The organism is Pseudomonas sp. 44 R 15 (assembly GCF_900004965.1).
Lineage (GTDB): Bacteria > Pseudomonadota > Gammaproteobacteria > Pseudomonadales > Pseudomonadaceae > Aquipseudomonas > Aquipseudomonas orientalis_A.
In genome coordinates this window covers 47599-70144 of record NZ_CVTU01000121.1, presented here as the reverse complement: position 1 = coordinate 70144, position 22546 = coordinate 47599, and the positions used below count along the sequence as shown (strand labels likewise).

Annotated in this window: 18 protein-coding genes; 9 read left to right on the top strand and 9 right to left on the bottom strand. The window is 58.4% G+C overall.

Going from position 1 to position 22546, the window contains the following annotated elements; all coding sequences use genetic code 11:
* Positions 1–103: 103 nt before the first annotated feature.
* The 8 genes from BFP93_RS26265 to BFP93_RS26240 all read left to right on the top strand — a co-directional run bounded on the left by BFP93_RS26265 (position 104) and on the right by BFP93_RS26240 (position 8992).
* Positions 104–1747: a GMC family oxidoreductase gene (locus BFP93_RS26265; protein WP_065883894.1), complete on the top strand. Its 1644-nt coding sequence runs from the start codon at positions 104–106 to the stop codon at positions 1745–1747.
* 335 nt (positions 1748–2082) lie between these two features.
* Positions 2083–2829, top strand: a complete 747-nt coding sequence (locus BFP93_RS28025; RefSeq protein ID WP_083203152.1) for an AAA family ATPase — start codon at positions 2083–2085, stop codon at positions 2827–2829.
* Between the two features lie 279 nt (positions 2830–3108).
* Complete coding sequence (locus tag BFP93_RS28020; protein WP_083203151.1) at positions 3109–3477, top strand: hypothetical protein; 369 nt, start codon at positions 3109–3111, stop codon at positions 3475–3477.
* Between the two features lie 314 nt (positions 3478–3791).
* Positions 3792–5414: a methyl-accepting chemotaxis protein gene (locus tag BFP93_RS26260; protein WP_065895508.1), complete on the top strand. Its 1623-nt coding sequence runs from the start codon at positions 3792–3794 to the stop codon at positions 5412–5414.
* 30 nt (positions 5415–5444) lie between these two features.
* Entirely contained in the window at positions 5445–6140 is a 696-nt protein-coding gene (locus BFP93_RS26255) for a DUF1963 domain-containing protein (protein ID WP_065895507.1), read from the top strand.
* A 158-nt stretch (positions 6141–6298) separates the two neighbouring features.
* A complete protein-coding gene (locus BFP93_RS26250; RefSeq protein ID WP_065895506.1) occupies positions 6299–7267 on the top strand; it encodes a tetratricopeptide repeat protein in 969 nt (322 codons plus the stop codon).
* 135 nt (positions 7268–7402) lie between these two features.
* Entirely contained in the window at positions 7403–8062 is a 660-nt protein-coding gene (locus BFP93_RS26245; RefSeq protein WP_065895505.1) for a hypothetical protein, read from the top strand.
* Positions 8063–8269: 207 nt separating this feature from the next.
* A complete protein-coding gene (locus tag BFP93_RS26240) occupies positions 8270–8992 on the top strand; it encodes a hypothetical protein (RefSeq protein ID WP_065895504.1) in 723 nt (240 codons plus the stop codon).
* Positions 8993–9050: 58 nt separating this feature from the next.
* On the opposite strand, the gene BFP93_RS26235 is transcribed toward BFP93_RS26240, so the two are convergent.
* From BFP93_RS26235 to BFP93_RS26220, 4 genes are all read right to left on the bottom strand, one after another.
* Complete coding sequence (locus tag BFP93_RS26235; RefSeq protein WP_017136893.1) at positions 9051–9284, bottom strand: hypothetical protein; 234 nt, start codon at positions 9282–9284, stop codon at positions 9051–9053.
* A gap of 412 nt (positions 9285–9696) precedes the next feature.
* Positions 9697–10416 carry a hypothetical protein gene (locus BFP93_RS26230; protein ID WP_065895503.1) on the bottom strand — a complete coding sequence of 240 codons (720 nt, stop codon included), beginning with the start codon at positions 10414–10416 and terminating at the stop codon, positions 9697–9699.
* Between the two features lie 83 nt (positions 10417–10499).
* Positions 10500–11231 carry a BPL-N domain-containing protein gene (locus BFP93_RS26225; RefSeq protein ID WP_065895502.1) on the bottom strand — a complete coding sequence of 244 codons (732 nt, stop codon included), beginning with the start codon at positions 11229–11231 and terminating at the stop codon, positions 10500–10502.
* Between the two features lie 103 nt (positions 11232–11334).
* Complete coding sequence (locus tag BFP93_RS26220; protein ID WP_065895501.1) at positions 11335–12789, bottom strand: MFS transporter; 1455 nt, start codon at positions 12787–12789, stop codon at positions 11335–11337.
* Positions 12790–12920: 131 nt separating this feature from the next.
* Here BFP93_RS26220 and BFP93_RS26215 point away from each other — a divergent pair, with 131 nt between their 5' ends.
* Positions 12921–14687, top strand: a complete 1767-nt coding sequence (locus BFP93_RS26215; protein ID WP_065895500.1) for a S8/S53 family peptidase — start codon at positions 12921–12923, stop codon at positions 14685–14687.
* 68 nt (positions 14688–14755) lie between these two features.
* Here the strand turns inward: BFP93_RS26215 and BFP93_RS26210 are convergent, their stop codons facing one another.
* From BFP93_RS26210 to BFP93_RS26190, 5 genes are all read right to left on the bottom strand, one after another.
* The gene (locus BFP93_RS26210) at positions 14756–15841 is read right to left on the bottom strand and encodes a choline metabolism transcriptional regulator GbdR (RefSeq protein ID WP_065895499.1); all 1086 of its coding nucleotides are present in this window, start codon (positions 15839–15841) and stop codon (positions 14756–14758) included.
* Between the two features lie 21 nt (positions 15842–15862).
* Positions 15863–17269, bottom strand: coding sequence for an amino acid permease (locus BFP93_RS26205; protein WP_065895498.1), 1407 nt, complete (start codon positions 17267–17269; stop codon positions 15863–15865).
* Positions 17270–17421: 152 nt separating this feature from the next.
* The gene (locus BFP93_RS28770; protein WP_141688014.1) at positions 17422–19986 is read right to left on the bottom strand and encodes a hypothetical protein; all 2565 of its coding nucleotides are present in this window, start codon (positions 19984–19986) and stop codon (positions 17422–17424) included.
* A 49-nt stretch (positions 19987–20035) separates the two neighbouring features.
* A complete protein-coding gene (locus BFP93_RS26195; protein ID WP_065884205.1) occupies positions 20036–20437 on the bottom strand; it encodes an InvB/SpaK family type III secretion system chaperone in 402 nt (133 codons plus the stop codon).
* Between the two features lie 159 nt (positions 20438–20596).
* A complete protein-coding gene (locus BFP93_RS26190; protein WP_065895497.1) occupies positions 20597–22330 on the bottom strand; it encodes an OPT family oligopeptide transporter in 1734 nt (577 codons plus the stop codon).
* Positions 22331–22546 lie beyond the last annotated feature (216 nt).

Sequence of the window (22546 nt, the reverse complement as noted above, 5' to 3'; positions counted from 1 at the left end):
CACAGATTCCAGAAACCCCGTCTTGCTGGGTCAGGTACGCGTTCCTACCATGGTTTCTTGCCTCTCATCCTCGACGGCACTAACGATACCTGATCTGGAATCTATGACTTTGACAATCACACGACGCGGCGCGATAGCTTTGGGAGCACAGGCAGTGCTGGTTGCAATGACGGCAGGCGCTGCTACGTTTGCCTCTAGTGCAACGCGCAGCTCCAGTAAAACTAAAGAGACCCCTCGGACTGGCAAGCAGTTTGACGTGGTGATCGTCGGTGGTGGATCTGCCGGTGCCGTCCTTGCAGCACGTCTCAGTGCCGACCCGCTGCGCAGTGTGCTGCTGCTCGACGCAGGTCCCGACTTTGCGCCCGACCGGTATCCAGCAGTGCTGACGAACGCCGACCTAGTTGCCGCCTCTCCCGAATACGACTGGCATTACCATAGTGACGACTCAGCTCGGATAGGTCACGACATAGCCATCCCACGCGGCCGAGTGATCGGTGGTAGCTCCGCGGTCAATGCTGCTGTGGCGATGCGTGCGCGTCCTGCCGACTTTGCGCGCTGGGCCGGACGCGGAATCGAAGGTTGGGCTTGGCCGGAAGTGCTGTCCGCCTACCGAACGATGGAAAACACGCCAACTGGCGAAGATGCATGGCATGGCCGTACCGGCCCATTTCCAGTGCGTCAGCGCACTGCTGCGCAGAATACTATCTCAATGCGTGCTTTCGTGGCGGCTGCCGAGTCAGTTGGACTGCCGCTCGTGGATGACTTCAACGGCGCGCGCCAGCACGGCGTAGGTCCCTACCCGTTGAATGTCATCAACGGCACCCGAATCAATACCGGCATGGCTTACCTGAGTGCAGACGTGCGGGCTCGCGCCAACCTCACTATCCGCGGCCACGCTGAAGCCGACCGCGTCCTGATAGAACGAGAACGCGCCATAGGTGTATTGCTAGTAGACGGCGAGATAGTTCCAGCCGGCGAAGTAATCTTGTCGGCCGGTGCCATAGGCAGCCCCGCTATCCTGCTACGCTCCGGTATCGGCCCACAAGGCCATCTTCGCGAGATGGGAATCGCCACCGTCGCTGATCTACCGGTAGGTGAACGGTTGCAAGAACATCCGTTTTTCTTCAACGTCTACGCGCTGAAGACCTCCGCAATTGCTATGACCCCAGCCGGCGGCGCCATCGCCTGGACTCGTTCGCAACACGCCGCACCGGACGATCTGGACTTACATATCTCCGGTACACACCTGATCGACCCAAAGGCAAGCCCTACCGGCGGTGCGATAGTGCTGGCATGCGCCGTCACATTACCTAAATCCAACGGTAGCGTACGCTTGACCAGCCGTGACCCCCGAGTTGCGCCGAACATTCGGTACAACTTTTTTGAACAGGAAAATGACTTGGATCGCATGGTCGAAGCTGTAGAACTGTCTCGCAAGATTGGCCGCAGTGCACCGTTTGCTGACTTGGTTGACCATGAAATGACACCGGGTAGCAGCGTACTTGAAGGCAAGGCTTTGCGACAAAACATCGTAAACAATGTCGCCGGCTATCAGCACCCCACGTCGAGCGTGCCGATGGGCGCGGACGGTGACAAGGCCGCCGTAGTCAACAATTGGGGCGCGGTGCGAGGTATCGCGGCACTGCGTGTTGTGGATGCCTCTATCATCCCGGATATCCCATCGGTGGCGACAAATCTTACTACTATCATGCTAGCCGAACGCATTGGTGCCCACCTGACTCGATAATTTCCCCGAACGCAGCGTAAAACTGGAGCATCAATGATTGGATCGCTAAAGCCGAACTCTGCAATAAGAACCATAATCTGAAATTGAATAAAATATACGGAGACCGTTGAGCAAACGCCGTCAATAGACGATAAATTGCAAATTAGAAGTTTGGCCGAAACAGCGCCGCAACTGCGCCGCAACTGCGGCGCGAGCCAAGAATGGTTTATTTTTATGTCGGACATATCTAGTGCTTATAAAAAATAGCCAAACTACAGAAAGACTATTTATAATTACCCTAAGTATCACACATATAACTATAACCATCAAATAAGATAAATAAAGCCAGGAAGTTAATGCCTTACATTAAGAGAATTGAAATCTTAGAGAACTATAGAGAAGAGAATAATTTCCCCTTCTATTTGCCTTCAATTCAATCAATTAGCAAAATCGAGCTTCATCCCGTGATAAATTTTTTCGTTGGAGAAAACGGTAGCGGTAAGTCAACCCTCTTAGAGGCCATTGCAGTTTCATGTGGCTTTAATCATGAGGGAGGCAGTAAGAATTTCAAGTTTTCTTCCAGCGATGAAAAATCCCTACTGTCCAAGGCATTGCGCTTGTCACGCACAGCAAAGCGACCTCGAGATGGCTATTTTTATCGCGCAGAAAGTTTTTATAATGTAATTACAGAGATGAATAAGTTGGATTGCGGACCTGGCGGGCCAGCTATTAAGGACTCATACGGGGGAAACGATCTTCATACGAGGTCTCATGGGGAGGCTTTTATGGATCTGATTTTACATCGATTCGGAGGAAACGGATTGTATTTACTAGACGAGCCTGAATCTGCGCTATCTCCCCAACGCCAATTATCTCTGCTGGTACGTATAGCGGAACTCGCAAAACAAAATTCGCAGTTCATAATTGCAACTCACTCACCAATTTTAATTGCTTACCCGGGCGCCAGAATTTGGGAGTTTACCAATAGTGGATTGGTAGAGAAGGAATATTCAGAAACTGAAAACTACCTAATTATGAAAAGTTACTTTGCTAACCCTGAAAGCTTTATGAGCAAACTATTTGATGAAAAGCATGATTTTTAGTTAGTTCAGGCACTGAAGAACATCGATGGCTAGAGCGTTTATCAAGATCGCTGGCGCAAAAAAATGAATTGTTGCCGATCGCGGCTTAATAAGTACGACGGCATTATTGCCTTGTTTAGCGTAGATCGAGATGCCGCCGATTTTGAGGAGAATGGCCACTTCTTGCCGAAAGCGGTAGCCTGGTACGGCAGGTTTCGGCTAGAAGCGCACTCGACAGTTAGCCGCTGATGTCTCTACGCTGATCGATCTGGTGAAAGCACACCACTAAAAGGAGCAGTCATGTTGGTAGTTGCCGTTGATCGAGATAGCGTTCATGCGGGAGATGATCTGGAAAGTCATGCAATATCGATCACATTCGATCAATCAGCAACACTGCGCACCTTGATCGAAGTGATACAAGATATGGACTACCTACCTCGTATCAGTGGAGGCAAGGCCACTTGGGTTGTTTATTCATCTGGCAAACCATTAGGTGTTTTAGCCCGGCAATGGCCAGAACCTAAATTGGTCGTGCGCCCCGAGAGCATCGTGGATCAATATTTCGGAAATATCGAGCCTCGCCTACTTTTCAGATATTGGTGTCAGGCAGATCCAGATGAGGTCTTTTCGGATGCCCAGGCCGGAAATGAACTGCCATCACGATTTTAGGATGGGCAGGAGGCATTGCTTTAAATCAATGCGAGATTACTGCTGTGGGTCGAGAGCCGCCTCCCGTGAACGACTGCTTTTGGCCGAAAGCCGCCCTTCATCTCAACTCCAAACAACAGGATATCTCCAAGGGAAACACAACAAAAATTCCTAACGCCGCCGGTCGAACTCCCCTCAAGAACCGCTCTACCACGCCGATGACAAGGCTAATAGCTTGCGCGGCCACAGCCGCCAACCGATACCGCAGACAGGGAAGTTTGGCCGTTTTTCACGCCCAACCCGGCGCACCTCAATCCTGTCATGAGTATCAACCCATGCTGCAAAAATCCCTGAGAGCTCAAATCCTCACGCTGCTGAGCGCCAGCCTGCTGGCGATATTGCTGATTGCCCTGGCCTGCTTTCATTTTCTGTCCAAAGGCGTGCAAAACTACGCCAACCTGATCGAAGGTCCGTTGCACACTTCGCAATTGATCGATGAGGCCAACTTGCAATTCAAGGTGCAGGTTCAGGAGTGGAAAAACGTATTGCTGCGGGGCAAGCAGCCGGCGGACCTGGACAAATACTGGAAGCAATTCGAAGACCGTCAGCGCGACGTACAGGGGATACTCGGCGAGCTGGCCGGCCAGAAAGGCCTGGACGGCCAACTCAAGACCCGCATCGAACGCCTGCGTGACGAACACCGTCAGTTGGGCAGCGCTTACCAGAAAGGTCGCGATGCCTATATCGCCGCCGGGGCGGACCCGACCGCAGGCGACGCCGCCGTCAAAGGTGTGGACCGCGCCACCAGCGATCAGATGAGCGAACTGGTCAGCGAACTGCGTCAGCAGGGCACCGAGCAATCGGCGCTGATCAGCGCAGCAGCCGATCGCACGGTGATATTGGGGACTACCGTGATGCTCACCTCGGGGCTGTTGATCGGCCTGTTGAGCCTTTGGTTGATAAACCGCAACCTGGTTGACCCCATCCGCAAGCTGATCGACTACGTGGAGCAGCTGAGCCGAGGAAAATTTGCCGAACGCGTGGTCAGCTCCCGTGAAGACGAGTTAGGCAAACTGGCCATGGCCGCCAACACCCTGCGCGATTTTCTTGCCGAAACCTTCAGCCGCCTGCAGCGCAGCGCCAATGACCTGGACAGCGCCAGTGGAGAGCTGAGTGCCATCGCCGGCCTCATCGCCAGCGGCACCAACGAGCAGTTCAACCGTACCGATCAAGTGGCGACGGCGATGAACGAAATGTCCGCCACCGCCCAGGAAGTGGCACGTCATGCGGCCGATGCCGCACGGGCGGCCGATGATGCCGACCAGTCGGCGCAGCAGGGCGAAAAAGTCATGAGCAACACCATTCACACCATCACCCAGATGCGTGGCGAGATCGTCAACACCGCCACCGTGATCCGTCGTCTGGAAACCGACAGTGGTCGCATCAGCAAGGTGCTGGAGGTCATTCGCGGCATCGCCGAGCAGACTAACTTGCTGGCACTGAACGCGGCGATCGAAGCGGCCCGTGCAGGTGACGCCGGACGCGGTTTTGCGGTAGTCGCAGACGAGGTGCGCAGCCTGGCTCAGCGTACGGCGACATCGATCATCGAGATCAATCAGATCATCCAGACCGTGCAAACCGGCGCGGAAGACGCGGCCAAGGCGATTGAAAGCGGCCAGACGCGCAGTGAAGAAAGTGTCGCGCAAGTGAATCAGGCCGGTGTCATGCTGGAGCGCATCACCCATGCGGTGGAAGCCATTCGCGACATGAACCGTCAGATTGCTACCGCCGCCGAAGAGCAAACCTCTGTGGCCGAAGATATCTCGCGCAACCTCACCGAAATCACCTCGATTGCCAGTACCAACCTGGACAATGTGCAGCGCACCGAAGCGGCAAGCCACAACCTTCACGGGTTGTCCGGACAGTTGAATGAAGTGACGGCACGCCTGAGTGCCTAGCTAATACCTGATAGCAAGGACGCCTCCCCCATGGACCTCCACCAAATCAAACACCACCTGGCCCGTCCCACACTGAAACTCACCGCCGGGGGCTTTCGCCCTCTCGGTACTGACGAAGAAAGCTGGCTAGTCAACGTCTTCCTGTTCAGTCCCGATGAAGGCGTGCCGGTCAATCAGGCAGGGCAGCCGTTGCTGCCCTATGCCCAGTTCTACCTGCCCGCCCTGCCCTTTATCAGCCCGTTACTAACGGGAGTGCGTGTGCTGACGGTATTTATTTCAAATCCATTTCCCGAACCCTTTGAGCCCATGGGCGACAATTGGGTGATCCGCGAATACGGGCCACAGGATATGTTGGTGCGCAAGGTGCTGCCGGTGGAGGGTACGTTTCTCAAAGCCTTCGCGCTGAACGCCCAGGTCGTGCCGGAGGATTTTCCGCTGTGGGATGGTGGCGGCGTACCGGCTGATGTTGAGCAGGCGATACTCGAGCTGCAACGCGCGGGCGAACTGCAGAGCTACTACGATCTGGTCACTCACACCTACGAGCACAAAATTGGCGGCTATCCGTCGTTTTGCCAGTCAGGGGTGGGTCCGGGCGAAGGCTTCGAGTTTGTCTTCCAGATTTCGTCGGATGCGAAGATCAATTTGAATGTGGTCGACAATGGGAGCCTGATGTTCTGGAAGCACGTTGAGACTGGGGAATGGGCGTTTTATTATGATTTTTACTGAGGCTTGAAGAGGCGCAAGCGCATTTCCCCGCACACGCATGAAGCTGAGCCAATTTCCCCAAATGCAGCTGCGCCGTTCCAAACCAGACATTTAAATTTGTCTGTAAACCATGAGCGCCTTAGCATCACTGCAAATAACGGATCGTTGAAAGGCCCCTCATGCACCTTCATGGACTGAAAGCTCTATTACCGTGGTCACTGCTCGTCATGATGTGTTGCGCCGAAGCCGCCACAGTGGCAGCGAGCGACAAAGCGGTAAGCCTCTTCGAAGCGCAACAATACCGGGCGACGATTGAGGAAGCGGATCGCGTGCTTCAAACCGATCCGGCCAACCCCGAGGTGTTGAATATCAAGGCGTTGGCAGTGTCCGCGCGGGGTGATGACCGCACCGCGATCCGCCTGGTTACCCAGGCACTGGAGGCGGCTAAACAGAATGGCCAGGTATCCATCGCACAACAGGCGACCTACTGGAACAACCTCGGTTATTTGCACGAACGACAACGCAATCTGGACATTGCCCTGGGCTACTATGAAAAAGCCTTGAAAATGCGCCTCGCGGTTCTGAGCGCAGATGACCTGCTGATTGCCGATACCTATAACAACATAGGTACCGCTCAGAGCAAATTGGGCCGATATGAAGAGGCCTTCGAAAACCTGCGCAAAAATCTCGCGCTGAGAAAGCGAATAGTGGGAGACCACGACGCTTCGGTCGCCGTGTCACTGAACAACCTGGGCAATGCCTATAACCTCCAAGGCAACCACCAGGCCGCACTGCCGCTTTTTCAGCAGGCACTGGACATCGACATGGCCCTGCACGGGCCCCGGCATCCGACGGTCGCCATCCGTTGGAACAACCTCGGCGACGCCTATCGCGGCCTGGGCCAGTACGACAAAGCGCTAACCTACCTGACCAAGGCGCTGAACAGTGACCGCGCAACGTTCGGGGAGAACCACCCCAAGGTAATTTTGCGCTATTTCAACCTGGCAAGAGTCTACGAGGCTGAAGGTGACACCGCCAAAGCGCGCGAGGCCTATACAAAAGCGCTGCAAATACTCAGACAGGTCGACCCCGAAGACTTTGCACAAATCCGCTACTTCGAGGAAAAGCTTCGGACATTGGAAGGCTAGTGAAACCTGGGTCTGGACGACATTTGAACAGTGATACTCTGCCTCCCGATTTGTAACAATCTTGAGATAGTGAATTCAACTTCAAAACCTCTTAACGCCAACAACAAACTTACAAACCATGAGCAAGCATTAAATATGACCAATATTAACAGCCAGATCGAAGCGCTCGCCTTCTTTACCAGCATAAACACTAGACTTGGCGGCATTGCCCTATCATATCTGGCCACATTGGAGAAAATCTCTGAGGTTTCAAGTACGAATTGGTCTAATAACGAGCTGGACAGATATGAACTGAAGCAGCGAATGAAAGAGGTCGGCAGTGCAACATATCAATTTTACGAATCCCTACATGAAAATTCTATTATGGCGCTTTCAAAAGCTATCGAGGATATAACCATTGAGCTGAAGAGATATGTAAAATTCAAGTTCGACCCCATAAAAAACAATCACGATGTAATATACCTTAAGGACTTACAAATTATCAGGGCCTTAGCTAACATTATCAAACATAACGTAAGTCAACTGGAAAGGAACACTTCTGAATCTGCAAAATTTTTAGTTGATGAGTGCTCCATGGAAAATGATAGGGAGCTAAGCACCTTTATTCATAAAAGACATGAATCATTTAACATTCCAGAGCTCATCCCTAAAGTTTATCTAGCAATGCTAGACCTAGTAAAAAAAGCCTTGAGAGTAAATCACCCACTCCTGGACCTAGGATATAATGAGGCTTTTAACCTGATATACATACAACTTTTACCTGAGGTTCTAAACATCACCAGACCCTATAAATAATGCGAACACCAAACTGCCAACTTCCAGAAATTACAAATAGACTATCTTTTTACTGAACCCGGCAGTTCACGAACGACAGTTTGGGACGATAGTGGCCAAAGGCGACGAGTAAAATTGGGGTCACACCACCACTCAGAATAATGACAGTCGGCCCCCGGTCTTCGGAAGCACGACCGCTTATCGCCAAGCAGGCACGAAGGAGAACCAATGTCCGCCGAAATCGAAAAATACCTGCAAATCAACGCCGAGATCGAGCAAACCTACAAACAAACGCTGCGCAGCAAACGCCAGCAAAGTCGGGCAGGCAAAGATGCTCGGCTGGACAGGGCTTACTTCTGGTTCGCCCTGGTCGGACCGTCGATTCTGGCCATACCGCTGACCATTATTGGCAAATGGACTCAAGCCTACTGGCTGTACAACGTGAGTGCGGGGCTGATCGCGCTATCTTACCTGGCGATGTTTTTCTACCCGCTGCTGGGGGTGTTGCTGTACCGCGACTCGCTGAAAAAAGTGTTCACCGCGCCCTTCGCCAACCTGCTGGAGTTGAACGTCAAAACGCTCATGCAGGTAGAGGCCCGTTATTTACCGCAATTGGCAACCCTCTCGCGCGAGACGCTGAAGCTGGGTGCGCTGGAACTGAAAAGCGAGCGCGACAGCCTGGAAAAACGCACGCATATGGTGACGGGCGCGCTGGAGAAGGTTGGTATCCTCCCCGGCTTGCTGGCGCTCGTTGTCGCGCTCTCAAGCCTGGACACCATGCTGGTCAGCGTCGGCATTACTGAGCATATGGAGTGGCTATTGGCGATAGCGGCGATCAATACCTTTTTCTTCGTGATGTGCTGCTATGTGCAGTTCATCATTGTGCGCTACGAGCGCATGATCGCCCTCACCGAACTGGCCGTGGACTGCAAGGATCGGCAAACAACCTGAGCGTTGCTCTGAGCTGGGCCCTGGTGGCGGAAAAACCGGCATCAGGACCGTCGTACCCTCAGCCCTTCAACTCACCGGCACGATTGCTCGCCGCATCATCGTAGGCCACGTACAACGACTCGGCGATCTGGCTTTTGATGGCCTTGGTGGACTCCAGGCCCAACACAAACCCTTCGGCCTTGCCGCCGGCGCGGTTGAGTTCTTCGTGGGTGGCAGCGCCAGTGATGGCGTCGAGGAGTTTTGCGGCGTGCGGGCCTACACCTTTGGGCAGGGAGATTTGGTCGATGGACATGGCGGTACCTTTAAGAATGAGGTCGGTAGCGCGTGTAACCACTGCCGGGGCGAGCATGGTAAACCGGCTGGCGAAGAAAGGGGCCGCTTTCGGCTAATGCCAGCCAGTTAAGGCTTTTTGTAGGAGCGAGGGGGCGCCTGGCTGTTGCTTGCGAAAAACTCACAGGCACCGTGTTCATTCAGGAAACACGCGTTATCGTTGACGTTTTTCGCGAGCAAGCTCGCTCCTACAGAGGGTGGTGTTCGCTTAACTGACTGGCATTAGCCATAGGGCTGTTCAGATAAAGCGCGTGGTACTTGAACTGATCTCGAATAGTTTCACACCACCCGCGCTGCGCCCTTAAGTCGTCAACCTCAAGAACTTCCTCCGCCGAGAAAATCAAATAAGCGACATAGTTTTCGTACTGACGATCTCAGTCCTGAAGACTCCACCCACGCCGCTCATACATCGCCCTCTCCGTCTCCTCCGTCGCCCGCTCCCCCTTGTACGCCAACTGGGTCACCAAAAACCGGTCCTTGATATCCGTCAGATCCGACGGGTCATAGGTTCTGAGCATCGGCGCCAGGTCGATGGATTTGGCGAAGTTTTCGTTGGTCACGCTGTAGTAGCCCATGACACTGCCGGACCAGGGCGAGCCCGCGTCCGTCATGTCGATGGTGGCGTCGCGGTAGGCCACGGCGGCGGTTTTCAGCTCAGCGGAGCCGTTGAGCAGCACGGTGAGGCGTTTGATGTTCGCTTCGCCTAGCTGACCGGCCTTGTCGAGCACTTTCAGGCGGCCGTCGGCTTCGACGGTAAAGCCATAATCGGTTGCGGCCAGGTCAGGGGCGGTGCTGGCCAAGGCTGATTCGAATGCGGTGAAGGCGCTTTTCAGCACGGCTTGTGCACCATTGAAACGCTCGGCGAAGCGAGGAAACTCAGGCGATTCGGAGCGGCCGACCCAGACGTCTATGACCTGCAAGGGTTCGCGCAGGGTTTGGGCGGCTTCGCTGGGATGGTAAATAGCCGCCGGGCCGGCGTTTGCCAAGGCCTGGCCGGCGGCCTCGGACGGCGCCTGGGGCGTGAGTGTCTGCTCGGAAGGCGCAAGACGCGTATTGGCTGGGGCTAAATGGGCAGCGCTGACGGAAAGTGCCATTTCTATCGGTCCATGATTGGCGGGTTCATGGAGGTTATCGACGTAAAGGGCTCGATCTTTAGGCGCGCTCGGGCCAGCAAGCCTTACTCTTGCACACTGCGTATCAGCGTGCCGAACAGGTTCCCACGCGGCATCTTGTCCAGTGGGATGTCGGCGTCCTCGAACCAGGCCTGCCCGGCTTCGGGGTGGGGTCCGCTGAGCACCACCACGCCCTTTTTATAGGTGTAACGCGCGGCCGCCACGTCGCCGTTCTGGTAAGTCGCCAGGGTGGTATAGGCAGAGGTCGAGGTGGCCTTGGGGAAGTACGGGCCATCCTGGTAGAACACCGTATCCGGCTTGCCGTCCCAGGTGACGCGCACGGCGGCGTCTTCGATGCCGCTCACTTCGAAGCCTGGCCGGCCTGCTTCGCTGTCGAGGTCCTGGGTAATCAAGCCGAGGTTGTTGTCATCGGCCAGGTAAGCGCCCATGCACAACCCCAGGTAGCGCCCGCCCCCGGCGACGTAATCGCGGATGGCATCGGCGCGCGCATCGCCCAGGCTGTCCAGCGCGGCCGGGATGTCCTGGCCGCCCCCCGGTTGAACGTAGAGGTCGTAGCGCGCGAGGGTTTGCGGGGTGATGTCGACCGGTTCATCGGCGCCGACAAAATCGATCTGGTAATGCGGGTCCAGGCGCAGCAGCGCCGCTTTGACGTTTTGCGAACAGTCGGCACAGCCTGCCGGGCCTCGATAGATCGCCACATGGGTGATCGGCGTGGCGGCGTGCGCCTGGGCGGCAGCGAAAACGAGAAGCGTGGCGGCGATAGCGTGCAGGTTCATGGGAATGCGCTCTGTAGCAGATGGGATTCGCGTACCACAGCCTAAATCGAATAGCCCGCGAAAACCGTTAACAGTTGTAAACAACCACCGTTGAAATGCCCCCTTACCCAGCCGCCTGCGACAACGGCCGCGCCACCTGTTCCAGGGCCTTGCGCTCAGCCGCCACGCCCCAGATCGCCTGCACCACCGCTGCGATGAGCATCAGCGCCGCGCCGATCAGGTAGCCGATCAACAGGCTGCTTCGCTGCTGCGTCTGGATCAACTCGCCAAACAACGTCGGCCCGATGATCCCGCCCAGCCCCGTGCCGAACGCGTAGAACACGGCAATCGCCAGCGCGCGTATCTCCAGGGGGAAGGTCTCCGCCACGGTCAGGTACGCCGAACTCGCTGCGGCCGAGGCGAAGAAGAAAATCACCATCCAGGCGATGGCTTGCTCGGTCACGTCGAACCAGCCTTGCTGGAAGGCATAGCCGCTGAGCGCCAGCAACACGCCGGAGGTGGCGTAGGTAAAGCTGATCATCACGCGCCGACCGATCACGTCGAACAGCCGGCCGAGCAGCAGCGGCCCGCAGAAGTTGCCGAGGGCAAGGGGCAGCACGTACCAGCCGACGTGCTCGGCGGGCACCTGGTAGAAGTCGGTGAGCACCAGCGCGTAGGTGAAAAAGATCGCGTTGTAGAAAAATGCCTGGGCGGTGAGCAGGGTCATGCCGACCAGGGCGCGACGACGATAGCTGACGAACAGGGTGTGGAAAATTTCCGCCAATGGCGTGTGGTCGCGGGCATGCAGGCGCAGCGGCGGACTGCTGACGGGTGCCAGCGCATGGCCCTGCTCGCGCAGGCGCGCCTCGATGCCGTCGACAATGCGCTGTGCTTCGGCGTGGCGGCCGTGGATCAACAACCAGCGCGGGCTCTCCGGCAACCACAGGCGCATCACCAGGATAACCAGGCCCAACGCGGCACCGATGCCGAAGCACAGGCGCCAGCCGAGGTCGCCGCCGACGATCTGCGGGTCGAGCAGCACAATGGCGCCACCGGCACCGAGGGCGGCGCCCAGCCAGAAGGTGCCGTTGATGGTCAGGTCGACCCAGCCGCGATAGCGTGCCGGGGTGAATTCCTGGATGGTCGAGTTGATCGCCGTGTATTCGCCGCCGATGCCCATGCCGGTGAGGAAGCGGAACAGCAGAAAGCTTTCCAGGTTGAAGGAAAACGCCGTGGCGGCGGTGGCGCCCACATAGAGCCACAGGGTGATGAAGAACAGTTTGCGCCGGCCCAGGCGGTCAGTGAGCCAACCGAACAGCAGCGCACCCAACACCGCGCCGGCGATGTAGACGCCACCGGCGAGGCCGATGTCGACGTTGCTGAAATTCAAGCCCGTGCTGCTTTTCAGCGCACCGGACACTGAACCCGCCAGGGTCACTTCAAGACCGTCGAGCAGCCAGGTAATGCCCAGGGCGAACACCAGCAAAGTGTGGAAGCGGCCCCAGGGCAGGCGGTCCAGGCGTGCGGGCAGGTCGGTTTCGAACAGCGCGCCAGGGGTGGTGGAGTGTGGTTGGGTCATTGTCACATCCGTCATGTGCAGTCCCTCGTCAGTTATGAGTGAGTCTTTTGAGGGGGAGTTCAACGGGGTTACGCTGAACGAAGGGGCGGATGGCGCAGTCGCACTATCAGGCCCCGGCAAGGAACCCACTGATGCCTCTGAACCCTGCTGCTTTCGCACTGCTGTTGAGCCTGGCCGCCGGTACGGCGCTCGCCTCCCAGGAACCGCTGCGTCTGGAACAGCTGAAACGCTGCGGTGACCTGCTGGAAGACCAACAGCAGGACTGGTGCCTGCGCGTGCGCGGCATGGGCGATACCACCGTGCAATTGAAACTGGGCGGCAAGGTGCTGCCGCAGGACGCCGTGCAGCGCGACGGCGACCACCTGCGCCTGCGCCTGGACAGCCGCCGCTACCAGAGCGGCCCGCTGTGGCTCGAAGACGGCCCGCGCGCCAGCAACGCCGCCTGGCTGAGCCTGCGCAACAGCCAGGTAGTGGCCGCCGGGCCCAGCGAAGTGGCGAAGAACATGGACGGCCTGACCACCTATGTCGATCTGGTCAGCGTACTGATCGAAGAGGACCAGAATGGCCGCCAGGAAGCCGAGCGTCTGGCGCGCAAATACGGGGCAACGGTGGTGGGCAGTATCGCGCCGCTGAACGTTTTTCAACTGCGCCTGCCCGCCACCGACCTGATCCAGCGCGACGCCCTGGTGCTGCGCCTGGGCAGCGAGACCAGCGTCGATGCGGTGGTCATCGAAGAGTCCGCCGCCGAAGAAGCCGAGCAAGCCGCCCCTCGCCGTGAGGCGCCGAAGAAGCCGGCGCCCGACTCCGATGAATGGGCCGCCAACCGCTTTCTCGATGCGGTGGCCTATTACCAGCGACGCATCCCGGGCCAGCACACGCCCATCGTGCCGCAACCGGTGCGCATCGGGGTGATCGAGCGCGGGGTGGATTTCGACACGGCGGATTTCGCTGACTACCTGGGCGCCTGCGCCCCCCGACGCACCTGCGTCTACGCGGGAGATACGGGTTCGGCGGACAGCCATGGCACCACCGTCGCCGGCATCCTCGCAGCAGGCTGGAACAACGGCGGCAATACCGGCTTTTTGCGTGGCCTGGACAAGGCCGGCGGGGGCTTTGAGGTGATTGTCGAGCGCAACTCCGATGCCGGAATCACCGCCAACATCGCCGCATCAGTCAACCTCGTGGAGGACGGCGTGCGCGTGCTCAACTGGAGCTGGGGCGTTCATCGCGTCGGCACCAAGGACGTCAACGGCCATGACGTCGACTCGCTGGTGCGCTCGGGAATAGCCATGAGCGGCTACGAAGAACTGCTCGAAGAGTTTTTCCTGTGGCTGCGCAAGGAACACCCCGACGTGATCGTGGTGAACTCCGCCGGTAACGGTTCGGCCTTCTCGGGCAGCGACGAGTACCGCCTGCCCTCCTCGTTCATTACCGAGCAATTGCTGGTGGTGGGTGGGCACCAGCGCAATGAGCGCAACGACGTCGCCGTCGATGATCCTGCCTACGCCGTCACGCGCAGCTCTTCGAACGTGGACATGCGCGTCGACATCACCGCCGCCGCCTGCGCTCACGCGTCAACAACGGGCGCCGACCAGGAAGGCGCCGTGCATTGCGGCACCTCCTACGCCACGCCGATGGTCGCTGGCCTGCTGGCGGCGATGCTGTCGATCAACCCGCAGCTGCAACCCGAACAGTTGCGCACGCTGTTGCGCCGCAGCGCCCTGGCGATCGGCGATAACCATGACTTCGAACGCAGCGACGCCCAGGACCTCACGGCACCGATCCTGCCGTCGGAGCGCAATTACCAGCTCAATGACAAGGATGTGGGGCGCTCGGCGCGGCTGGATATGCAAAAGGCGCTGGACCTGGCGGTGCAGAGTCGCACGCGGGTGCGGTAATGGCGAGCGGCGGCATAATCGATAGTTTGGCCGCCTGAGCCAGGGCTATCGCGCAGCAGCCCCCCACCTCAACGCCGCTGAAGCTTCACACTGGCAAACGTCGATTCTTCCCTTGCCTGCTCCAGTATGTTCTTGGGTTTGGCCGGCGCCCCCGGCTTGGCCACAGGGCGCGGCGCAATCGGCAGGCGCAGGCGCATGTCCGAGCGTTCGTCACTGGGCGCCACGCCGAAGAAGTCCCGATAGCACTTGGAAAAGTGCGGCGTGGACACAAAGCCGCAGATCGCCGCAAGCTCCACCATCGAGATAGGGGTCTGCATGAGTAACTGGCGAGCCCGGGTCAGGCGAAGCTTGAGGTAGTAGCGCGACGGCGTGCAGTACAGGTAGCGCTGGAACATGCGCTCCAGCTGGCGCCGCGATACCTGGACGAACGCGGCCAGTTCATCCAGGTCGATGGGTTCTTCCAGGTTGGCTTCCATCAAGGCCACCACTTCCTGCAGCTTGGGCTGTTGCGTGCCCAGCAGATGCTTGAGCGGCACGCGCTGGGTGTCGCGCTCGTTGCGGATGCGCTCGTACACAAACATCTGCGAAATCGCCGCCGACAGTTCATGCCCGTGATCGCGCCCGATCAGGTGCAGCATCATGTCCAACGGCGCGGTGCCGCCCGAACTGGTGAAGCGGTTGCCATCGAGGGAGAAGACGCTGGCGCTGACCGTGACACGGGGAAAGGCTTCCTGCATGGAGGCCATCAGTTCCCAATGCACGCTGCACTGGAAACCATCAAGCAAGCCCGCCCTGGCCAGCGCCCAACTGCCGGTGCACACCGCGCCGAGGCGGTTGCAGTACAGACGCGCCTGGTTGCGCAACCAGGTGATATGCGCGGGTGTGGCGGCCTGTTGGATGCCCACGCCGCCACACACGATCACGGCGTCCAGGTCGCGCTGTTCATGCGCCACCGCATCCGGTGTGACCGACACGCCATCGCTCGCCCACACCGGTTCACCGTTAAGGCTGAGGGTGCGCCAGCGATAGAGTTCCTCACCGGCCAGTTGATTGGCCATGCGCAAGGGCTCGACCGCACAGGACAGCGATATCAGGGTGAATTGGTCCAGCAGCAAAAAGCCGAGGGTCTTGCAGGCAGGCGCGTCAGGTTCCATCACAGTACTCCGCACGCGTGATCAAGAGGGCTCAACCACAATGGCCTTGGCCGACTGCCCGTGCTGACGCGCCGTGACCACGCCGATCAAGGAGATCAGCAAGGCCAGGCCAATCGTTGAGGACACTTCCGTGCGGTGTTCCGGTGTCACCATCATCACGGCCAATGCTGCGCAGATGAACACGATCACCAGGTAAGTCAGCCAGGGAAACAGCCACATACGAAAGGCCAGCTCGACGTTCTGCCTGAGCAGCATCCGCCGCATGCGCAGTTGCGAGATGGCGATGACCAGGTACACCAGCAACGCGATGGCACCGGAGCTGGCGAGCAGAAACTGGAACAGACCGGCGGGCATGAAGTAGCTCAGCAGCGTCACCCCTGCGCCGATGATGGTGCTGGCAATCACCGCCGCCCTGGGCACGCCCGCGGCTGAGGTGCGTTTAAGCGCCACAGGCGCGTCGCCGCGTTTACCCAGGGAGAACAGCATGCGCGAGGAGATGTAGATCGAGGAGTTCATGCAACTGGCAACGGCGATCAACACCACCACGTCGACCATGAATTTGGCGTTGGGGACGTTCATCAATTCCAGCGCGCGCTGATAGGAACCCACGGACGCCAGCAACGGGTCGTTCCAGGGCACCACGGAGATAACGACGAAGATCGACAGCAGGTAAAACACACCGATGCGCCAAATCACCGAGCGTGTCGCCCTGGCGATGTTCTGCGCCGGATTACTCGATTCGGCCGCCGCGATGGTCACCGCCTCCGTACCGATAAAACTGAACATGATGGTGATGAACGCCCCGACCACCGCCGACAAACCGTTAGGCGCAAAACCACCGTGCTCCTCCATCAACCGGCTCAAGCCACTGGCTTGGTGATCAGGCACCCAGCCCATCAGCACGCTGAATCCCAGGCCGATAAACCCGATAATGGCGATCACCTTGGCCATCGCGAACCAGAACTCGAACTCACCATATTTGGCCACGCTGAACAGGTTGGTGATCACCAGCAGGATGATCGACAGCAAGGCGAACAGCCACGCATCGACCTGGGGAAACCACTGATTGAGTACATAACCGGCAGCCAGCGCCTCGATCGGAATCACCAACACCCAGAACCACCAATACAACCAGCCGATGGTGAAGCCCGCCCAACGGCCGATGGCCTGGTCGGCGTAAGTAGAAAAGGAACCGGTGTCGGGACGCGCCACCGCCATTTCTCCGAGCATGCGCATCACCAGCACCACCAGCAGGCCGGAGAACAGATACGCCAGCAACACCGCCGGCCCCGCCGCCGCGATGGCATGGCCGGAACCGACAAATAACCCCGCGCCGATGATGCCTGCGATGGACAACATGGTGACGTGGCGCGGCTTGAAACCCTGCGCCAACTGACCGTTGGAATCGTTGGAATTTAGGCTATTCATTGTTTTTGTTGTTCTCGGGCGACCAATACCCCTCACCTTAAGGGTGCTGCGCCGGGCCAAAGTAGCCTGAGTACGCCATCGTCGTGTCTGATCTCGTCATTTGTCGATCGGTTGCGGCGGCTGGCGAGCCGGCGCCTGCAACCGACCGCTCCTCAGGTTGCGGTACCGGCCTTGAATAATTCGCTCATGAGTTCGGTGGCCGCTCCGTGCCCGAAGACATGCGCGGAGTCACGCTGGGAGGGGTCCAGTGTGCCTTCGCCTCTGATGCTCTGCCCGGTATAAACCAACGTTCCCTCAAGCACTTCGACTGCGCTGTGATAACCCAAGCCGACCAAAAACGCGCCGGTCCCAGCCGCACGCGCATAACGCTGCTCCTGCTCGGCCGGCGTCAAATCCGACATAGGCGTGAGCCCGCTACCGTCCCGAGCGGGCAGCGCGCCCACGTATTGATCGCTCGCGCTCACCCCGCGCAGCATGTCCCAGGTCTGCAAAATTTCGGCCGGCGAGGCTGACATATGCCCGACAAGCGGCTCGGTAGTTTCCTTGATGCGGGCCGTACCGATATCGAAAACCGCCCAGCGATTATCAGGAATACGCTCGGATGCCGGCACATTGAGCGCTTTATCCGCCTCCAGCCCGCTGTTGTGCACGCCTGCCCGAAAAGGCATGTGGGCAGGCGAATCGAACGAACGGACTTTTCGTTCAGCGCGCTTATCCGGGCCTACCGCCGCAGAGCCGCCGTGCTCGCGCATGCGCTGGACGGCGGCGGCATCCGGCACTTGCAGCCCCTGTGCCTGGAGCTGCCGGTTGAGCGCCGTCATCAGTCCCTGGTCCGCGTTGCCGGGGGTGGTGTAAAACCCGCCGATATCGCCCATCAATGCGATGGCCACCGCTCTATCGGTGGCGCTTGCCGATCCGCTGCCGGCGCGCGCCAATGCTGCCAGCAAGTCATCCGTTGTCTTCCCCGCCAACAGCCTGCCTTCCCCCAATAAATGAGCGCCCAACGTGCCCTGATGCTGCGGGCTCAGGTTCGAGACCACACGGTGCAAGACGCTGGCGGCACCGGCCAGCTCATGAGTCAAGACGTCGCCGGGCTTGTAGAGCACGTTTCGCGCCGCGACAGTCTGTGCCAACGCCAACGCTTTGGTGGTCGCCTGAGCGGACTGGCCCGCCGGGTTGCCATGGGTGATGTGCTGATGCACGGCATCCTTGGCCTTGAGCACCTCATTGAAGACCCCGGCGTCCCTGGCGGCGTTTTCCAGGGCGCTGTCATTCATGAAAAGCCTATCGCCGATGTGCTCGAAGCCGGGCCTTCCCGGGAACGTTTCAAGCAATTTGCCGCGTACAGCCGGATGGGCCAGCGCATATGAAATTTCATCCATCGAATGCCCGCCATCCACGTAAATGAACAGCGCGGATTGAATGGCCAAATAGGCTTCAAGGTCGTCCGGCCGGGTATTGGCATGCACATCCTTGCAGGCACGCACCGCCCCCTGTTCGATCACAATCGAACCCGACGGCCCGTTAACGTAAGTCCCCGTGCCTTTTTCAAACAAAGCCTTCACATAAGAACCCGGCTTGGATGCATCCGGATGCTCGGGATCCTGCATCTCAAGCCTGTCGGGGCAACGGGTGCTGGCGCCGGCCAGCAACTGGCTCCGGTAATCGCTTTCATATTTGATATTGAACGGCTCATTCAGGCGCAAGTCCCGGGGGGTCGCATCGATATTTCGCAAAATACCGACGTTATGACTGTCTGCCTGCCGGAACAAATTACCTTCTCGGGCGTTGAGTTCAATACGGCCTTTTCCGGGTGCCTTGATGGGATCAAATACATTGTCCCAATGGCCCGCAGGGAGTTTTGCCGCGACATCCGGCTCATTCCTCAGCGCGTAACTTAAATAACGGTGTTTGTAGATATCAAACAAGGCCGTCCTGGCCTCGGGCGAGATATTCAAGGTCTCCAGGGTTTTCTCGGCACGCGTATAGAACCCCTGGAGTTGATCCAAACCCTCGATGCTCGTGTCGAAACGCTGGTTCTTCCAAGCCGCCTCGTATTTCTCGAACAACGGCGCAGACACGTAGTTGTCCTTGATGTAATTGACCTGATTGTTTGAGATAGCGACAAAGGTTTTATAGGTGTCCGGCGAACGGAAATAATCTTGCAGGGCATGCTTGGCATAGTAACTTTCGAACGCGCGCCGCACCGGGTCGTTGACCATTTTCAGCCTCATCGAACCGTCGGCTGCGTGCGGCGAGCCGTTGGCGACCAGCTTGGTCAGCTCGGCTCTACGCTGCTCCGGATCGATAAGGCCGCGCAGTCGGGTAAGGATCTTCTGGGTTTCGGTTTCAGCCGGCCCCGCGATCCTGAACCTGTTCAAGCCCAGGCTCAGCGCGCCATCCTTGATGGACGCCTTGCCCGGCGCGATACGATCCTGGGAGTGTTTTTCAACGATATCACTGTCAATCACGGCGTTATAAATAGCACCGTTCCTGATTTGCGCGACCTGCGGGCCGCCGTACAGAAAACTGACCGGGCGCTCTTGCCCGTCGGCTTTGAGCGTGACCGTAGGCAGGGCGTTGGAAGTGACTTCAATAGGTTTGTTTTTTATGGAGTCGAAGTTCTTCACAAACTCGACATTCTTCAATACCCGGTTACCAGCGTTGGCCTGCAATTGGGCCGCAGCACTGGAGCCGTTATCATTATTGATCAGCATAGTGGTTGCCTCTACCTTTGAATAAGGCGGCGAGCGTCGTTGCGACGGTTTATTTGAAAATGCTGTGCAGCGATGTCATCAGGTTGAAAAAACCATCCAACGCAATCTGCAATGTTTTGGCCGACCCCGTGCACGCGTCGTCCAGCAGGGCTTTGACTTCGTAACCGCGCAGACCTTTGCCCAACACCGGCTGGCCGGTCACCACCGATGGCAATGCGTGTTGCAGTGAAAGCAGCAGTTTTTCCGCATGGATATTCAGCGTGGCGCTGTTCAGATTTTTCAACTCACTCCACATCCACACCCCATGACGGTCGGCAGTGAGCATGATCGGGCTGATGGTTTTAAAGTTAAGCGCGATCGAGGAGTGGCGATCAAAGGAGCCGAGGCGTTCCTGGGGTACGCCAAGGTCCAATAAAGTTTCGCGGAGTATTTTCGCAATATCAGAACTCACGGCCTATCCCCTCAGCGTAAGCAGCCTTGCTTCTGGAGTTATAACTGGCGTCCCTGAGTTACCCGTTGGCGCCCTGCTCAGCGAATGTGAGAGAGGCGAGAGATGAGTGGCGGCCGTCCACGAACAGTTCCATTGGGCAATAGCTGCGCGATTTGCCTATCAGCCCGCCTGCACCATCATTTGCCACAAGGAAGCCCCAACGCCGGTGATGCTTTCGCCGGCAATAAGCCCGGCCGCCGCGGTAATCGCAAAACGTTCGGTAAGACGTGGCCGACGACAGCTGACCAACCAGGTCAGCACCGCTCCCAAAGCCATCATCAGCGAAATGGACGCCGGCAGTACAAACGCCAATCCCAGGGCGGCGGCGCTGGGCAGGTAGCGCGCGCGATGCGCAGACAAGGTGCTGTCGAGCACACCCAGCAACACGCCGATCAAGCCTGCGATGGCGATGGCCCAGCGAATGCTCGGCGATAACGAGTCCAGCCCGTGGGTCAGGGTTTGCGCCACGGCTTTCCAGGTGGCGACGGCCGGGGCCGGCCATTGTTCGGTGAGGAGCATGGTGTGTGGGTCGGGAATCAGCGCCAGGTAGGCGAATACGCCGACGATACTGCCGACAAAAATCCCCAGGATCTGCGCGATCACTTGCTTGTGAGGCGTGGCGCCAATCGCCTTGCCGACCTTGAAATCATTCATCAAGTCCGTGCACTGCCCGGCCGAACCGCCGGCCGTGTTGGCGCTCATCAGGTTGATCGGCACCTGCCCCGGCGCGACGATGCCGAAGCTCAGCTGGGACAATTGCCCAATTGCGCCAATCGGCGGAATGCCGGTGGCGCCCACCACCCGCGCGGCCACGGCGGCCAGGCAGATGGCCAGGGGGATGGTGAGCAGCGCCATCCACGGGTTGATGCCGAACAACAACGCCTGCAGGCTCACGACCAGGATGATCGCCAGGGCAAACCCGGCAGCCGGGCCCCGTTTCGGCAGGGTCCAGGGCGTGCCGCCGTCCGCGCGGGTGGTTCGGTGCAATGCCCACAAGCGAATCGCCAGGGACGCCAGGGTAGAACAGACCATCAGGCTCACGCCGGGCCACAGCAGCCACTCCACCAGCGCGGCGAATTGCGGGCCGCTGCTGCCCGGCGCAACGTGCACCAGCCCCTGCGCCAACAGCCAGGGCCCCAGCCCGCCCCAGGCCAGCAAGGCGCCGAGCAACAAGGTCAGGCCCACGCGCAGGCCGATGATGCCACCAAAGCCGAGCAGCAACAGCGACGGGTCTGTGGTAAACGTCAGGCGTTCCAACTGGGCCGTCGGCGACCAACGCGGCAACGCCCACAGGAAGGTGTCCACCCACTTGACCAACCCCGACAGCAACGCGGCGCCGAGCAGCACTTTCAAGCGCGTCGCCGCTTCGCGACCGTGGTTGTAGATATGCAGCAGAGTCTCCAGGGTGGCCATGCCTTCGGGAAACTTCAGCGCCTTGTCGTTGAGCAATGAGGGCCGCAGGTACCACGCGATCCAGATCCCCAGGAAGCTCACGGAAAACACCCAGGCGATCATCGGGATCGCCTCCAGTTGATTGCCCGTGAGCAAGGTGTAGGCCGGGATGGGCGCGACCAGCCCACCGGAAATGATCGACGCCGCGGCCGAAGCGACGGTCTGGTTGATATTGCTTTCGTGCAGCGTCCACGGCAATGGCGCAGCAGAGCGTTTGGCCAGGCCCTGCCAGATCGCGTAGCCGATCAGCAACGCGATGATCGACATGTTGAACGACCAGCCGATCTTGAGGCCGGCGTACACATTGGACGGCGTGAGCAGGATACCGAGCAGGATCCCGGTGATGACCGCGCGCAGGCTGAGTTCACGTTGTACGGGGGTGATTGCCGAGGTGGGGTGCATGCAGATTCCTTTCGACGAAAAACAGTGCCACCTCATAAGTGAGCGCTGAAAGGCTCGAAGGTTCATCGATGCGGCTTGCCTCGATAGCCATAGCTAGCTACACAACGCTGTAGCCCCCCGCTAACCACGATGCGAAGCGAGCCGCTCTTGATCTGGCTTTTGATCTTGATCTCAGGCGCCCCGTTAAACCACGCTGGCCGAACGCAGGCTTGAATC

Coding starts and splice junctions, on each gene's coding strand:
- BFP93_RS26265 (WP_065883894.1), top strand. CDS start 104: ATGACTTTGACAATCACACGACGCGGCGCGATAGCTTTGGGAGCACAG.
- BFP93_RS28025 (WP_083203152.1), top strand. CDS start 2,083: ATGCCTTACATTAAGAGAATTGAAATCTTAGAGAACTATAGAGAAGAG.
- BFP93_RS28020 (WP_083203151.1), top strand. CDS start 3,109: ATGTTGGTAGTTGCCGTTGATCGAGATAGCGTTCATGCGGGAGATGAT.
- BFP93_RS26260 (WP_065895508.1), top strand. CDS start 3,792: ATGCTGCAAAAATCCCTGAGAGCTCAAATCCTCACGCTGCTGAGCGCC.
- BFP93_RS26255 (WP_065895507.1), top strand. CDS start 5,445: ATGGACCTCCACCAAATCAAACACCACCTGGCCCGTCCCACACTGAAA.
- BFP93_RS26250 (WP_065895506.1), top strand. CDS start 6,299: ATGCACCTTCATGGACTGAAAGCTCTATTACCGTGGTCACTGCTCGTC.
- BFP93_RS26245 (WP_065895505.1), top strand. CDS start 7,403: ATGACCAATATTAACAGCCAGATCGAAGCGCTCGCCTTCTTTACCAGC.
- BFP93_RS26240 (WP_065895504.1), top strand. CDS start 8,270: ATGTCCGCCGAAATCGAAAAATACCTGCAAATCAACGCCGAGATCGAG.
- BFP93_RS26235 (WP_017136893.1), bottom strand. CDS start 9,284: ATGTCCATCGACCAAATCTCCCTGCCCAAAGGTGTAGGCCCGCACGCC.
- BFP93_RS26230 (WP_065895503.1), bottom strand. CDS start 10,416: ATGGCACTTTCCGTCAGCGCTGCCCATTTAGCCCCAGCCAATACGCGT.
- BFP93_RS26225 (WP_065895502.1), bottom strand. CDS start 11,231: ATGAACCTGCACGCTATCGCCGCCACGCTTCTCGTTTTCGCTGCCGCC.
- BFP93_RS26220 (WP_065895501.1), bottom strand. CDS start 12,789: ATGACCCAACCACACTCCACCACCCCTGGCGCGCTGTTCGAAACCGAC.
- BFP93_RS26215 (WP_065895500.1), top strand. CDS start 12,921: ATGCCTCTGAACCCTGCTGCTTTCGCACTGCTGTTGAGCCTGGCCGCC.
- BFP93_RS26210 (WP_065895499.1), bottom strand. CDS start 15,841: ATGGAACCTGACGCGCCTGCCTGCAAGACCCTCGGCTTTTTGCTGCTG.
- BFP93_RS26205 (WP_065895498.1), bottom strand. CDS start 17,269: ATGAATAGCCTAAATTCCAACGATTCCAACGGTCAGTTGGCGCAGGGT.
- BFP93_RS28770 (WP_141688014.1), bottom strand. CDS start 19,986: ATGCTGATCAATAATGATAACGGCTCCAGTGCTGCGGCCCAATTGCAG.
- BFP93_RS26190 (WP_065895497.1), bottom strand. CDS start 22,330: ATGCACCCCACCTCGGCAATCACCCCCGTACAACGTGAACTCAGCCTG.